Raw genomic sequence first — 15,205 nt, 5'->3', positions numbered from 1 at the left:
TGGTTGGCCTCCGTATCAGAACTTTAAATGTTCCGTGCGTACATTCATTGCCAAACCGTTAGGCAATTGTACACGTACACCCTCTTTTGCTATCTCTAGCACTGTCGCATTCATCACGCTACTACCGACGTTAACTTTCAGCGATTGACCAACAGTAAGAACTGATGTGTCTGTTACTGGAATTAACTTTTCAGTATTTTGGCGTGGTGCTTTACGAGGAGCTTGAGCCGCTTTTTGAGGACGAGGCTGCCGTTTTTCACCTTCTTTAGGTGTCTGACGACGCGTATTATTTGGCTTTTTCGCTGCCGGACGTTTACTGGTCTCCTTATCACCTTCAGCTTCGCGCTTTTTAGCACGTTGTTCAGCTCTTTGAGCTTGAACGCGCGCCTTGGCTTCTGCTAATTGTGTACGAGCATGTTCAATATGCTCAGCTTCCAGTTCGCCGCAGTCATTACCATCCAAATCGACACGTTTTGCCCCTTCTTTAACTCCATAAAGGTAGCGCCAACTTGAGGTATATAAGCGTAATGCGGAACGTAACTGTGTTTTGCTTAATTCAGCTTCATCTTTTAGAGCTTCAACAAGATCTTGAAAAATGCCAACTTTCAAAGGGCGAGCTTCGCCCTCAGCAATAAAACACTTAGGGAAACGTTCAGCTAAAAAAGCGATGATTTCTTTACTACTATTCAACTTAGGTTGATTTTCCATGAAATTTCCTGATTACAACGGTTTTGCCAACCAGCGCAGGCATGAACAAGCGACATTATAATAGTGTTGCCAACAATTTCTATGGCAAACGCCTGTTAACTTACACAAAATTCACAATATTTTGCTGTATGACAAGTTTTTAAATGCTCGCAGAGCACGTCACACAACGCTTTAAGCCCATTTTCATCTTTTTTATCAAAACGATTAAAAATAGGGCTATCAATATCGAGAACGCCTATAATTTGTCCATTCACCTCTAGAGGTAGAACAATTTCAGACTGACTTGCACTGTCACAAGCAATATGTCCACTAAATTGATGAACGTCATCCACTCTTAAAATTCTGTTTTCGGAGTATGCAGTTCCGCAAACTCCTTTTCCAAAACCTATCCTGACACAAGCAATTTTACCTTGAAATGGACCAAGAACTAATGAATCACCATCATTAAGATAAAACCCAACCCAATTTATCGTATCTAACTTCTCGAAAAGAAGTGCGCTGGTATTAGCAAGTGATGCGATAAGATCATTTTCACCAGACAACAAGGCTGACAAATTATCAGTGAGTTCCTGATAAAAAAGCGAATTTGGCATCATTAAACCCTATTTACATAACTAAAATAGATAACATACTCGTAATTTAGCCTATTTTATCTTGAGGTTGAATACTCCATTTTCAAGAATTGGGTAAAAAAACGATAAAACTTCCTTAACATCTACAAAAAAAATCAGACTCTTATTATTGTAAAATGAAAGGCATAAATATAATAAAAATGGTAACTTGTGAACCATTGAGTATAGGTACTTTTTTTTAGCTTAATCAAACGATAACTCTTAAGAAAGCTAACTTAGGCGAATTAATGAGCAACACTGAGAACAATATCGCAATTAACAAAATAAAATCAATACGCTGCCAAGAATGTGACCATCTTGTGGCTCTTCCCCTTGCGCTTAAGCGTGGAGAAGATGCGTACTGTCCACGTTGCCAAGCTAAACTTGCCTCTTATCGAGACTGGTCACTAACTCGCTTACTTATTTTGTCGATTACAATGCTAATCTTGGCATCTATTGCATTTACTCAACCATTAATCAAAATCCATTTATTGGGCACAATGATAACCGCCAACGTGCTTGATGGTATTCGTATGATGTCAGAGCAAGGCTCTCCTCTTACTGCAACTATGGTTCTCTTTTGTGCTGTCGCCGCCCCACTTAGTCTCCCTATTGCTATTTTGTATCTTCATTTAGGCGCGCGTTTACGTTTAAATTTACGTCCAGTACTTTTAATGCTTGGCAAATTAAAAGAATGGGTAATGCTAGATGTTTATTTGATTGGGCTGGGTGTTGCAACAATAAAATTAGGTGATTATGCCACGGTTTATATTGGCAATGGGTTAATTGCTTTTGTTTCTTTAATGCTACTAAGCTTATTGATGCTGATTAATATTAATATGGACCAACTTTGGCAACAATTTTATCCACAAAAAGAGATCCAACGAAGCCCAGCAACATGCCATGCTTGCCATTATCATTTTAAAAAAATGCCTTCAACACATTGCCCACGTTGTAAATCTTGCTACACCCCAAGACAACCAATGAGTTTGCAGAAAACATGGGCAGCATTAATTGCAGCGATTATTTTATTATTACCTGCAAATTTATTACCTATTTCTATTTTTTATTTAAATGGCCAACGCACCGAAGATACCATTTTTTCTGGCGTCATTGCCTTGGTAAATTCAGGTAATACCCCTATTGCTATTATCGTTTTTATTGCCAGTATTTTTGTGCCTTTTTTCAAAATTATTATTATGTTGGGTCTATTGTTGAGTATTCATTTTGATTCTCACATTCACCCTCTATTACGTATGAAATTATACCGTTTTGTCTCTTGGATAGGACGATGGTCCATGCTTGATCTCTTTGTGATCGCACTGATGATGTCATTAATTAATCGAGATCAACTGATGACGTTCACAATGGGCCCAGCAGCTTTTTATTTTGGTACTGCGGTTATTCTTACTATCCTTGCCGTTGAATGGTTGGATAGTCGTTTACTATGGGATACTTATGCAACACGAAGAAAACGACGCTCAGGAAACACAAGCCCAAATACGCCGCAAGCGTAGAATTTCGACATTTTGGCTACTCCCTGTTATCGCCATTTTTATTGCAAGTTGGTTGCTTTTCCAACATTGGCAAGATAAAGGCGTACAAATTACGATTGATTTTCAATCTGCTTCAGGGATTGTCTCTGGTAGAACACCAATCCGCTATCAAGGCGTTGATGTAGGAATAGTTAAAGATATCACCTTAAGCGATGACTTACGCAGAGTTATTGTGACAGCTGATGTACGAAAAAATCTTGCTTCTGCATTACGGAAAAATACGCAATTTTGGCTTGTTACACCTAAAGCGAGCCTATCAGGTGTATCAGGGCTAGATGCTTTAGTAGGTGGTAACTACATCAGTATGCTACCTGGTGATGGTGAAAAGCAGTTTAAATTTATTGCTCAAGAAGTTCGCCCTCAAGCAAATATTGATAAAAACCAGCAATTAATTACCTTAACTGCAGATAAACTGGGATCACTCAATGTTGACTCTCAAGTTTATTACCGCCAAGTTCCCGTAGGGAAAGTTTATAGCTACGCAATTCGCCCTGACAACCAAGGCGTTTTTATTGAATTAAGTATTGATAAACAATATTCACATTTAATTCGTCAAGACAGCCATTTTTGGAATGTATCTGGATTCCAAGGTAATTTTAATTTAAAAAGTGGCGTGTCCGTTAAAATGGAAAGTGTTTCTGCTTTAATTAACGGTGCGATAGCTTTTGACTCCCCAGAAAACAGTCAACCAGCACAAGAAAACCAGCAGTTTGTTTTACAATCGGCTACCTCTGTTGAGGCGGGTAAAGCAATATATGGTGAAGATGGATTAATTCTTTCTCTAACTAGTGAAGAAAGTTGGGGCGTCGATGCAGGACAACCTATTCTCTTTAGAGGCATAACTATTGGCCAAGTCATACAACGTAATATAAGTGATGATGGTGTTATCTTCGATGTTATTATCGCCCCTGAATATAAACATTATATTTATGAGGACAGCAAGTTTGTTGCCAATAGCCGAATAAACGTCAATATGGGCTTAAATGGTATTGATATTCAAGGTGCTTCTCCTCAAGAATGGCTTGAAGGCGGTATTCATCTTATTCAAGGTAACAAAGGTACCCCTAAAGAGCAGTACCGTCTGTATCGCAATGATTTTTTTGCTAAAGCAAGCATCAATGGTAATGAATTACCAGTGACATTAACGTTAAAAGCCTCCAGCCTTCCGGGTATTCAAAAAGGCTCTGTCGTGCTTTACCATCAATTTCAGGTTGGTGAAATCACTGATGTCAGACCATTAATTGATGAGTTTGATATTGATGTTTATATTTCCAAACAATATCGCCACCTTCTTACTGAAAAAAGTGTTTTCTGGACTGAAGGTGCGGCAAAAGTTTCCGTCAATGGTTCAGGATTAACCGTTGAAGCGACACCATTAAATAGAGCCTTAAAAGGTGCTATTAGCTTCGATAACTTTGAAAATATCAACAATAACGCCTCACGTTACAAACTCTATTCATCAGAAACCAGTGCTAGGGCTATTGGTGCTCAAATCATTTTAAAAACTTACGATGCTAGTAAGCTTTCTGAAGGCATGCCTATTCGTTATTTAGGCATTGATATTGGTCAGGTTGAATCACTGATCCTCTCGCCAGATAGAAAAGCTGTGACGGTTTCGGCAGTACTCTACCCTGATTATGTAAAAACATTTGCAAGATCAGGTAGTCGCTTTGCTGTTGTCACACCAGAGCTAACAGCATCAGGATTAGATAACCTAGACTCCCTAATTCAGCCATACATTAAAGCAGAACCTGGTAATGGTGGTGTTTATCGTCAATTTGAACTTCAAACATCTAACATTACAGACTCTCGCTATCTTGATGGGTTAAATCTTGTCTTAAATGCCACAGAAGCTGGCTCAGTACAAATTGGTACGCCTATTTATTATCGAGGTCTTGAAGTTGGTGCTGTGACGGGACTTGAGTTAGGAAACATGTCTGATAGAGTCTTAATTCACATTCGAATTAGTAAAAAATATCAATACCTTGTTAGAAATAATACCGAATTCTGGCTCTCTTCTGGATATAACTTCTCCTTTGGTTTAACGGGTGGCGTTATACGAAGTGGGACATTTAAACAATTTATACGTGGAGGTATTACATTTGCAACGCCACCTTCCACGCCACTACAATCAAAAGCGAAACAGGAACAGAATTTCATTTTAAATGCAAAAGAGCCTAAAGATTGGGATGAATGGGGAACTGCGATACCAAAGCCATAAAATAAGATAATTCCCCCTTATTTCCTACTAGTTATTTAAAGCGGATCACAAAAAATGATCCGCTTTTTTTATTTGTGAAATATATTTTGGAAATGAATTCCATTTATACTATGCTTAATTTTGTTTGGTCGAAAAGCATTATTCAGAATAAATGCCACCAACAAAACATAACGGAACACAACAAAACATCGCCTAAGCAGGAGTAATAATATGAAGAAAACAACGTTAAAAATTGCTTGCTATGAAATTGAAGATATTACTTTGAAACACTCTTCTGATAATCAATTAACTTATATTCATATTCCATGTGATTATGATACAGAGTTTTGCATGCAACTAGATGGATGGGATGAAAACACGAGCATTCCGGCTCAATTGAAAGATAAAAATATTCTGCTTTATCGCCATGCTTATGACAAAGAAAACCACCATTGGATCTTAAAAGTGGCATAAGAGATGTTAAAGCAACATAAAAAAAGCCAGATAAATCATTTATCTGGCTTAGGGAAAAGGCTCATTGCGAGCCGTGCGCTAAAAAGTAATTACTGATTACTGCGTAAACAAAAAAATCGAGGACTCACTCAGACCTTTCTATTTCACAACCTACTGTTAAATATTAGCTAACAATATGTAAATATCCAGTAAACAAATCAATCGCACACTCTTTTCTATTCAAAAATTAATCTCAAGTGAAATTTATTTATTAAATCAATAAAATAGAAATAAAAAATTCCACTTTCAATTATTAATCACTTGATTAATTACTTTCGCAAAGTGCTTTAAATGCACCTTGAATAGCTTCTACTGATTTTTTCTTTTCAGGAGAATTAGGATCTGGAAGTAAAATAATATCGATTAGCTGCGCCTTAACTTTTCCACTTTCCATCTGTTTCATAGCAATTTCATTAAGTGGATACTGAACTAATGTTGCTGGATTAATCACAAACCAAGCGCCATCAGCACGGCAATTAAGCATTACCTCTTCTCGTGTAAATGGCCAATCATCACCAAATTGAAGCTTACTTACAGTGGAAATTGGAGCAGAAAATGCTTGAAAAGAGAAAAGCATTAACATTCCCGCTAATATAAAACGTTTCATGTTTATATCTCACTTAATAAATTAGATTTTTACGATTATATAACAATCTATACAGGTGAGTTAATCGCAAAGATGGCAACAGTAAAAATAACCATAGTTCCAAGTAATAGTTCAAACCAGCTATTAATTAGCAACCACTGAAAATTATTTTTCTTACGAATATGAGGCACCAAAACATAACGATTAATTACAGCCAAACCTAGCATTAGCATAACTAAGCTGATTTTAAGCCATAACATGCTTTGATATTCTGATGATAAGTGTATTGCTGGCCACCCTGGAATGAGCATAACAGCACTAATAACACCCGTGATGGTAACTAATAAAACAGCAACATGACCAAATAATGAAAATCTCTTCATTGTGCCAATAATTGGCTTGATCATCCCTTCTGCAAGCTCATCTTTATTACGCAAAAATTGTAAACAAGCAACAAATGGCCATAAACCACCAAACCAATACGCGGCACTAATAAGATGAATACTTTGATTAACTTTATAAAAGGTTGCTTCTGATCCTGTAAACATAGCACCATGTCCGATAGACGCATGTAGGATCAACATAATTGACGCAATTATTAATAAAGAAAAATTACGAATATAGCGTTGGTGTATAAATAATACAGATAAAGCAAGAGTTGCTAATATCAACTGCCATTGCCAAACCTGACCAAATGAAGTACCTAATACCGCTTTCCATATTTCAAGTGACCAAGCATCCTCCCACCCATCACCCATAATGCCAGATTGTACAGCCATCCATAGATAAGTCGTAATAAAGACTGTAATAGTACTGATGGCTAATGCAGGGCGTAAACGGACTTGAATAAGAGGAACAAACTTATCTTTTGCAAGAATGGCAGCCGAGAAGCTCAGTCCGAACATAAACATGACTGCCACAAAATGAAAGAAACGGCATAAAATATAAACGTCTTCAGGTGTCATTATTTTACACTAAATTGATAAGAACCTTTTGTCTTGTGCCCATCAACAGAAACCACATTCCAATCAACTAAATAATTGCCTTCAGCCAGATCACTTTCTAAAGGTAATAATAATTTAGTGTTGTTAACAGGATCTAAACTCAGTTTTCCTACTGTGATTTCTTTACCTTCAGCATTTGATACTTTAATTTTACTAAAAGCAAGTTCAATGCCTTCAGAAAAATCTAGTGTGATAACTTTAGGTGCTTGTGACTGCTCAATAGCCGCGCCTTCAGCAGGTAACTGTGATTTTAAATGTGCATGAGCTAATGCTTGTTGATACGACATACCTAGGAATAAAACCGCAATGGCTGATAATTTACCCCAAGATGTCTTAAGTGTATTTAATGACATAATAACCTCTTAAATTACAGGTGATTTTTTTATTTATGGAAATATTTTATAGCAAATTTACGTCAAGATCTTCGCTTCTTCTTATTAGAAATAAAAGGTTGTGAACTAGCACTCAAAATATATGTTATTTAGAGCAGTTTCTGTTTCAAATATCACCCATTTTTACACTTCAAAAAAATATAATACCCACATTGACAGTCTAAACAGTTCAATACATAACCAAATTAAGTTAAACGTAAAATAAACATCCTGTATAAATAACATCCAACAACACATTCAGGATAAAAAATAGACAGTGCTAGTAAAGGAAGAGATAAAAGGCATGAATAGAAAGAGAGGTAATGATAGAAGAATAAAAAAGCGCCCTACTATTCACTTATAGCAGGGCGTAATGATTCATTTATTAACTTATTATCTGAAGCTTTATGAATAATTAGACATGTGCAGATGTTGATAATGTATTCAGATCTTTATCTAACAAGAATAAAGCTTTACCACTATCACCAACCATTGCTAATTTATCTAAGATTGATTTAAATAATTTTTCTTCTTCATGCTGCTCTGCAACATACCATTGTAAGAAGTTAAAGGTTGAATAATCTTGAGTGGTCATTGCTACATGAGCTAATTTATTAATTTCAGCTGTAATATGTTTTTCATGCTCGTAAGTTTTATCGAACAATTCAGAGAGTGATGAAAACTCTGATGGTGGCGCTTCAATTGCACCAAGTAAAGGCATCGCACCTGTATCACTTAAATAATCAAATAAGCGATGCATATGCTCCATTTCTTCACGAGAATGTGCTTTTAAAAACTTAGCTGCACCATCAAATCCTTTATCGTCGCACCAAGCACTCATTTGTAAATAAAGATTTGCTGAATAAAACTCTAAATTTAGCTGTTCATTCAATTTATTAATCATATCTTGATGTAACATATTTTACGTCCTTTGCGATGAAAATTAACATTAGAGATATTATGCACAATTAAAAATAAAAATATACTTATTTAAATAGAGTTTGTTTATTTTTTTAATTAGTTAATGCGTAACAAAAATAAAAACCAATCTCATTTGCAATATAACTTTGTTATTTTAACAAAAGTTAAATGCTACTTATTATCATTGGCAACAAAAAAACCCAACACTACCGTAACACATTGTAATAATTGGTTATTGTTTAAAATTAAATTAATAAGGTTAATTTAATTATTTTTAGCCAATTAAAGCATTTAACTTTTATAAAATATAAACAAAGTACTAAAATTTAATTATTATCTTCTACTTTTAATTCTTTACTTTATTTACATCTCTATATATACATCTATTTATAGCCACTCTTCTTTTATATATCTATTTTAATACGATTGTAAAAAAACTTTATTATCACCTGTTAATTAACCTATTTTATCAGCAATTATTTCTAGTTTACTCCATTGTGTCCCTTCCTCTTAAATTACTACGATTTTTTTCATTTTTTGCATGTAAAAAAAACACACAACTCTCAAAAAATAAAAATATTTCTAATTTTTATACAGTTTTTGATTTTGGCTGATAAGATTAGTAGGTAACTCATATTTGTATGTACAAAAAATTAGTATTAAAGCCCTAATCATAATAAAGGTTAATTAGGAGCCACTATGACAAAAACAGTGTTAGTACCCGTTGATTTTACAGAGCTTGGTTTATTAGACAAGGTTGTTTCTCATCTAAAAGCATTGTCTGTCGCTGACAAACTGAATATTCATTTTTTATCTGTGATCCCAAGTTATGAATCTTTTGTTGGGTTTGCATTTGCAGGCCAAGACCGACTCGCAAGTGACAAACAACGTATTGAAATTGCGTTATCTACGTTAAAAGAAAATTTATCGCATGTTGAGATTTCTAACAGTACTTCTCAGTTTTATATTTCCATTGGTAATCCACGCGATAAAATTTTAGAAACAGCGAAAAAAATTCAAGCCGAGTTGATTGTCATCGGTTCTCGTAACCCCGGCATGAAAACTTACCTCCTCGGCTCTACTGCATCTTCTGTTGTTAGCTATGCTGAATCATCAGTATTAGTTGTCCGTTAATTACTTTATTCCCTTATAAGAAATCTGGTACAAGTCATAAACCAGATTTCTTATTCTTTATTCCGTAAAATGAAGTGAAAATAATATTTTATTTTATCATTCTTATTTTTGAGAGTAATTATTAATAATATATCTTTAAACAATAAGATAATTATTAAAAAACAAGAAGAAAAAGGTGTATTAATGATTAATATATAAATATATTAACAACCTATTAATACTTTTATATTGTTGATCATGTGAATTTATGTAAAGATACTTTTCTTTCTATGAAAACCAAATGTAATCAATATCGGTAAAAGGAATTAACATGAATAACGAGTACTCTGAAAAATGGCAAGAGCGTTTTTCATTTTTTGATAAATATGGCTCACCTAAAACTCCTGAATTTAAAGCGGCTTATAAAGAACTATCCTTTGGTAAACGTATTCTCATTGGAATGAATATCTGGGCCTTTTTCTTTGGTTTTATTTATTTTCTTATTTTAGGTTTATGGCGTAAAGCATTAACATTACTTGCCATTAACATTGCTATTTTTACTATTATCGGTTTCTTCCCTGTCAATAATGGTGTAATCAATGCTGTCGGTATTGCCATTAATATTTTATGGGCAATAACAGCTAACTATGCTTATTATTTAAAAGAAACCAAGAATGATCAAAGCTGGAATCCTTTTGATGGGGTTCTATAATAGTTTTTCTACAATAATATCAAAGGGGTAATTACCTCTTTAGTTTTTATATTCCTCAAATCCTTTTTACTAACAACACTACAGTACCTTCTACTTTTGTCATAAAGATTCATTTTCCTAACCAGAGAAAATTCTAGTCAATGCTATAATGCGTTAACTAGAAATCAGGGAAAAAATCATGTCGAATCATTTTCAAGGTAAATTTGAAGCAGAACTAAAATATCACCTTCAAAATCCAGAAAAATTTATTGCAGCATTAGAAAAAGCTGGTGCAATCTTATTTACGCCTAATAACCAAGAAACAGATTGGTATATGGAACATTCTAATCTCAAGTTCCCGACATCAAACATAAGCTTGTGTATAAGAAAAATGTTACCTTCAGGCATAAACCTTCTTATCGTTAAAGGCCCTGATTTATCACAATGTGAAGCAGTACGCATAGAAGATGCAGAAAAAACAGTCTCCATGTTTATCACACTAGGCTACCATTGTATTCTCAATTATACCAAATCAAGAGAAATCTATTTTTTAGACGAGTTTCATATCACCATTGATAAATTAGATAATCTAGGTTCATTTGCAGAATTCGCTATTATGACTGACGATCAAAGTCAACTGCCTCTCTATACGAAACAATTACAAAATTTAGCAGCACAGTTTGGGCTTACAGAAAAACATCTTGAAAAAAATAACTATAAAAAACTTATGTTAAATAGCTTAAAAAGATAACCTAATTTAAATTAAAGATATTCTTTCTATCACTTGTTCAAACACCGACATTATAACCTTATCCTAAATATCGGTGTTTTATCTTTCCCAAGATTATTTACCCCACGTAGTAAAAAATAGAAAAAACCTCCCTTGATACAAGTTTAAACTTGAATACTATTTTTTTGGAGAGCTTCTTAAATTTTTTCTTTTTTTTCTCTTTAATAACATTCAGATTTAGGCTAATAATGCTATTCAGATCCGATTTAAAAGATATTTTTGCAATACCACTTATATTAATGCTATGTTTTTATTAGAATTAATAAAAAAATATACTAATAGGAGGGGTTATGCTTGAAAATTACCTTAATATCTTCATTAAGGCAACTTTTATTGAGAATATGGCATTAAGTTTCTTTTTGGGAATGTGTACTTTCCTTGCTGTTTCAAAAGAAGTGAAAACATCATTAAAACTAGGACTCACGGTCACTGTTTTACTTATTATTGCTACTCCAATCAATAACTTAATTTATAATTTTATCTTAAAAAAAGATGTTTTAGTGAAAGGTATCGATCTTAGTTTTCTAAGATATATTACTTTTATTGGTGTTTTAGCCGCATTAGTTCAAATATTAGAAATGTTTTTAGATAAATTTATCCCTTCACTTTACCATTCATTAGGGATTTTTTTGCCTTTATTAACTATTCATTGCGCTATCTTTGGTGCCACCATTTTTATGGTTGAGCGTGATTATACATTTTCAGAATCAGTTATATACGGTGCAGGTTGTGGCGTAGGCTGGTTACTAGCAATTGTCGCTCTATCTGGCCTACGAGAAAAAATGAAATATTCAGATATTCCTAAAGGATTAAGAGGATTAGGTATCACCTTTATCACTGTAGGATTAATGTCATTAGGTTTTATGTCATTTTCCGGTATTTCACTTTAAAAAAACATTTAATATCATTTAATTCAAATTTTCATACATCATAAATTTTATTGAAAAAACAACATAAACTATAAACGGAAAGCTCACATTTTTCGTTTATAGTATTTTTATCTATTTTCTTCCTAACCCCCCTATTTCCTCTTACTTATTTTAACTCGCACAATCACATAAATACTTCTTATTTATGCTTGTAATAAAAGAAAAACTAATTTTATTTATTGCTCTTTATATCATAAGTATTTTTTTATTTTATAAATAGAATCACTTACATTATTAAAATCTAATTGTTTAAATTACAAACTATCAATTCACATTAAATTAATAACAAATCAACAGGTTATCAATTAGTTATTAAAAACAACATTTTTTATGTCATCTTTTTACTTTTTCAAATTTTAAGTCTTAAATTAAATTTAATGAAAATCAACACGTTACATCACCAAGGAATTCATTTGAAAAATTTATTAATAAGAACAATAAATAACCATAAAGAATATTTATAAAATGCCGATACTCTTTTTTAGTATTTGAAAAAATCAAAAGGATATATGGCATTAAATCAAAGAGTGTTCTAAAAACATAACTTTACTCGTTTTTAGTCATTTTTTGTCTATACCAGTTACAGGAAGTAAAAATAAAACTTAAAAATCAATAAATTGCACAGTTGTATTTTTATAAAAAAGGAAATAACTATTCATGTTTAAGAACTTCAAACAACGTTATTTGCCAAACGTCTCTTTTAATATGTCGAATTTAAAAACAACCACCTTAGTTTGGCTTATAACCGGCTCCTTGATTTTACTTCTTGGTTTAGCCTCTGTTTTATTTCTTTCATCTGTAAATGATTACAAGAGAAACTTAAACACACTAAACAATATCTACATTGAACAATCACTACTAAGTAACACCTGGGAAAATCTGCTACAAACTCGTAATACCTTAAATAGAGCAAGCTCTCGACATTTATTAATTATTAATAAAATGGCCACCGCAAATACTGATATTTCATCTTTATTACAACAAACTAAAGAAAAACTTCAAAGTGTTGAAAATGCTTGGAGTAGTTTTAAAAATATTCCTCATAATATTAAGAATGAAAGCTATATTCAGCAATTAGAACAAAAGTATACTGAACTTAATGCTGCATTAATTGAATTTTTAGCCTTCTTAGAACAAGGAAAAACATACGAGTATTTAAATCAACCGACACAAACCTACCAAGATAATTTTGAACAAGCATACATCAACTATCATCAACAGCTACAAAGCCATTACACTGCATCATTAAATGAAGGTGAGTTACTGTATGATAGGATCATTTATAGTTTAATTGTAATTACAATCCTCATTGTTATTTTTTCTTTTTTAGTCCAAGTCGTATTACGAAAAAATTTTATTTCACCTCTAAATGCCATTATGAAGAATATTGAAGATATCAGTAATGGTGAGTTAGCCACTAATGTCACGACAAAAGGTCTATTTGAAATAAACATCCTCACTAAAAATATTGAAAAAATGCGAGATCAAATAAAGCAGATAGTTAATAACATTAATAGCAGTTCAGGCCTTATCAATTCAGAATTAAATGATATTTCTGTTATGAACAATAATCTTGCTATTCGCGTTGAACAACAATCAGCAGCTGTACTTGAAACATCCGCAGGGATAAGACAACTAAGTGTTACCTCAAAACAGCATGCAGAAAATACCCAAGCATCATGTGAACTTGTGACTAAAACAGATTCTATGATCCATCAAAGTAATGAAATGTTAGCTAACGTAGTTGAAAATATGCATGAAGTCGTCTCTTTCTCTGAGCAAATTAATGATATTACATCAACAATTGACAATATTGCCTTTCAAACTAATTTGTTAGCGTTAAATGCCGCTGTGGAAGCCGCTAGAGTAGGTGAACATGGTAAGGGATTTGCGGTGGTTGCAAAAGAAGTCCGTGAATTATCCATTAGCTGTAATTTAGCATCAAAAGAGATAAAAGTACTTGTTGCAAATTCAAGTAAAAAAATAAACCAATGTTTTCAATTAGCCGCTGACGCAAACGATAATATGGTGGATATTTCTAAACATACTGAAAATATCAATGAAATGATCCACGATATTTCTATCTCAACTAATGAACAAAGTAATGGTATTGCTCAAATTGAAGATGCTATAAACCAATTAGATCAAACAACACAAGCTAATGCCACAATGACAAGGGAGCTAGTTAATTCACTAGATTCCCTACAGACACAATCAAACCAATTAAAACAAGAGTTAACTGTTTTTCATCAATAAAAAATGCTAACTAATTCAATAGAAAGTTATCCTAAGATAGCTTTCTATTGTTCATATATTAAAGTATCAAAAATGGCTAAATTCAGAGATCTCTTTCTTCCCATGTGATTTTAAAAAATCTAAAACTTTTCTTGGGGACGTATTTAATATACGTTCTTCGGGAAAATCTATTTGAGTTAATACTTCTAATACTCGATCAAATTTTCCTAATGATAAAGCAATATGAGAGTCAGATCCTAGTGCAATCAATCCACCTGCATCACGAACTGCTTTAGCTATATCTATGCAGTTTTTCTCACTCCCTACTCTAGAATGAATAAATGATGAATTATTCATTTCTAAAGCAACGTTACTAGCCGCAGCCACTTTGGCAACTTCGGCAATATCAATGGGGTATTTAGGATTTCCAGGATGAGTTATCATTTGAACAACGCCACTTGTTATTGTCGCAATTAAAGCCTTTGTATTATCCACAATACCCAATGAACTCATAACTGGATCGTGAAAACCAGCAAGCACTATATCTAATTTCTTACTCATTTTTTCACTGCAGTCCGTTTCGCCTTTAATATTTTTAATATTTGCTTCAATACCATAAAGGATCCCAACACCATCAATCATACGGGGGATCACTGGTAAATTAGAAAAATGCCATTCATGAGGAGCATCATCCATATCAGGACCATGATCAGTAATTGCAAATAATTTAATTCCCTGCTTTTTAGCTTGCTGAAAATATTCACTCACCGTACTGTAAGCATGTGTACTGGCAATTGTATGAGCATGTAAATCAACGGGATACATAAATAATTCCTTCATAAAAAAGCGCTATGATCATCTGTAAGATGGTTCTTCTTCAAATATAAGATCTACCTAAAATCGATGGGCTACAATAACAAAAATATGAAATAGCTTATAAGCTGCTATGTCTATTTTTTCTTACATTAGTAAGAAAT

15 protein-coding genes are annotated in these 15,205 nt (G+C 33.2%); 8 read left to right on the top strand and 7 right to left on the bottom strand.

Annotated features, from left to right (window positions below; genetic code table 11):
* Window positions 1-15: 15 nt before the first annotated feature.
* Window positions 16-708, bottom strand: coding sequence for an RNA chaperone ProQ (gene proQ, locus LW139_RS08790; RefSeq protein ID WP_166541393.1), 693 nt, complete (start codon window positions 706-708; stop codon window positions 16-18).
* 95 nt (window positions 709-803) lie between these two features.
* Window positions 804-1,301 (bottom strand): GAF domain-containing protein, encoded by a 498-nt coding sequence (locus LW139_RS08785; protein WP_115349612.1) that lies wholly within the window; start codon window positions 1,299-1,301, stop codon window positions 804-806.
* Between the two features lie 266 nt (window positions 1,302-1,567).
* On the opposite strand from LW139_RS08785, the gene yebS reads away from it, so the two are divergent.
* The 3 genes from yebS to LW139_RS08770 all read left to right on the top strand — a co-directional run bounded on the left by yebS (window position 1,568) and on the right by LW139_RS08770 (window position 5,549).
* On the top strand, window positions 1,568-2,836 hold the full coding sequence (yebS, locus tag LW139_RS08780; protein ID WP_109408640.1) for a membrane integrity lipid transport subunit YebS: 1,269 nt from the start codon (window positions 1,568-1,570) through the stop codon (window positions 2,834-2,836).
* Window positions 2,778-5,096 (top strand): PqiB family protein, encoded by a 2,319-nt coding sequence (locus LW139_RS08775; RefSeq protein WP_247851073.1) that lies wholly within the window; start codon window positions 2,778-2,780, stop codon window positions 5,094-5,096. Before yebS ends, LW139_RS08775 begins: the two co-directional genes overlap by 59 nt.
* Window positions 5,097-5,306: 210 nt before the next feature.
* On the top strand, window positions 5,307-5,549 hold the full coding sequence (locus tag LW139_RS08770) for a DUF1480 family protein (protein ID WP_072070409.1): 243 nt from the start codon (window positions 5,307-5,309) through the stop codon (window positions 5,547-5,549).
* A 304-nt stretch (window positions 5,550-5,853) separates the two neighbouring features.
* On the opposite strand, the gene LW139_RS08765 is transcribed toward LW139_RS08770, so the two are convergent.
* From LW139_RS08765 to ftnA, 4 genes are all read right to left on the bottom strand, one after another.
* Window positions 5,854-6,195, bottom strand: a complete 342-nt coding sequence (locus LW139_RS08765; RefSeq protein WP_109408638.1) for a YebY family protein — start codon at window positions 6,193-6,195, stop codon at window positions 5,854-5,856.
* Between the two features lie 47 nt (window positions 6,196-6,242).
* Complete coding sequence (copD, locus tag LW139_RS08760) at window positions 6,243-7,139, bottom strand: copper homeostasis membrane protein CopD (RefSeq protein ID WP_247851072.1); 897 nt, start codon at window positions 7,137-7,139, stop codon at window positions 6,243-6,245.
* Window positions 7,139-7,531 (bottom strand): copper homeostasis periplasmic binding protein CopC, encoded by a 393-nt coding sequence (copC, locus tag LW139_RS08755; protein WP_166541397.1) that lies wholly within the window; start codon window positions 7,529-7,531, stop codon window positions 7,139-7,141. Before copC ends, copD begins: the two co-directional genes overlap by 1 nt.
* Before the next feature lie 433 nt (window positions 7,532-7,964).
* On the bottom strand, window positions 7,965-8,468 hold the full coding sequence (ftnA, locus tag LW139_RS08750) for a non-heme ferritin (protein WP_072070414.1): 504 nt from the start codon (window positions 8,466-8,468) through the stop codon (window positions 7,965-7,967).
* A 701-nt stretch (window positions 8,469-9,169) separates the two neighbouring features.
* Here ftnA and LW139_RS08745 point away from each other — a divergent pair.
* The 5 genes from LW139_RS08745 (at window position 9,170) to LW139_RS08725 (ending at window position 14,249) form a co-directional block, all read left to right on the top strand.
* A complete protein-coding gene (locus LW139_RS08745) occupies window positions 9,170-9,604 on the top strand; it encodes a universal stress protein (RefSeq protein WP_109408635.1) in 435 nt (144 codons plus the stop codon).
* 310 nt (window positions 9,605-9,914) lie between these two features.
* On the top strand, window positions 9,915-10,295 hold the full coding sequence (locus tag LW139_RS08740; protein ID WP_166541398.1) for a DUF2628 domain-containing protein: 381 nt from the start codon (window positions 9,915-9,917) through the stop codon (window positions 10,293-10,295).
* A 178-nt stretch (window positions 10,296-10,473) separates the two neighbouring features.
* Window positions 10,474-11,025, top strand: coding sequence for a class IV adenylate cyclase (gene cyaB, locus LW139_RS08735; RefSeq protein WP_166541399.1), 552 nt, complete (start codon window positions 10,474-10,476; stop codon window positions 11,023-11,025).
* Between the two features lie 329 nt (window positions 11,026-11,354).
* On the top strand, window positions 11,355-11,954 hold the full coding sequence (nqrE, locus tag LW139_RS08730; RefSeq protein WP_247851071.1) for an NADH:ubiquinone reductase (Na(+)-transporting) subunit E: 600 nt from the start codon (window positions 11,355-11,357) through the stop codon (window positions 11,952-11,954).
* 696 nt (window positions 11,955-12,650) lie between these two features.
* Window positions 12,651-14,249 (top strand): methyl-accepting chemotaxis protein, encoded by a 1,599-nt coding sequence (locus tag LW139_RS08725; protein ID WP_166541400.1) that lies wholly within the window; start codon window positions 12,651-12,653, stop codon window positions 14,247-14,249.
* 66 nt (window positions 14,250-14,315) lie between these two features.
* Here the strand turns inward: LW139_RS08725 and LW139_RS08720 are convergent, their stop codons facing one another.
* The gene (locus tag LW139_RS08720) at window positions 14,316-15,053 is read right to left on the bottom strand and encodes a phosphatase (protein WP_227336784.1); all 738 of its coding nucleotides are present in this window, start codon (window positions 15,051-15,053) and stop codon (window positions 14,316-14,318) included.
* Window positions 15,054-15,205: the final 152 nt, after the last annotated feature.

Origin of the sequence: Proteus vulgaris, assembly GCF_023100685.1 — a bacterium.
In the GTDB taxonomy this organism is placed as follows: Bacteria; Pseudomonadota; Gammaproteobacteria; order Enterobacterales; family Enterobacteriaceae; genus Proteus.
The sequence above is the reverse complement of the archived record's forward strand: the minus strand, read 5'-3'. Positions and strand labels throughout refer to the sequence as shown.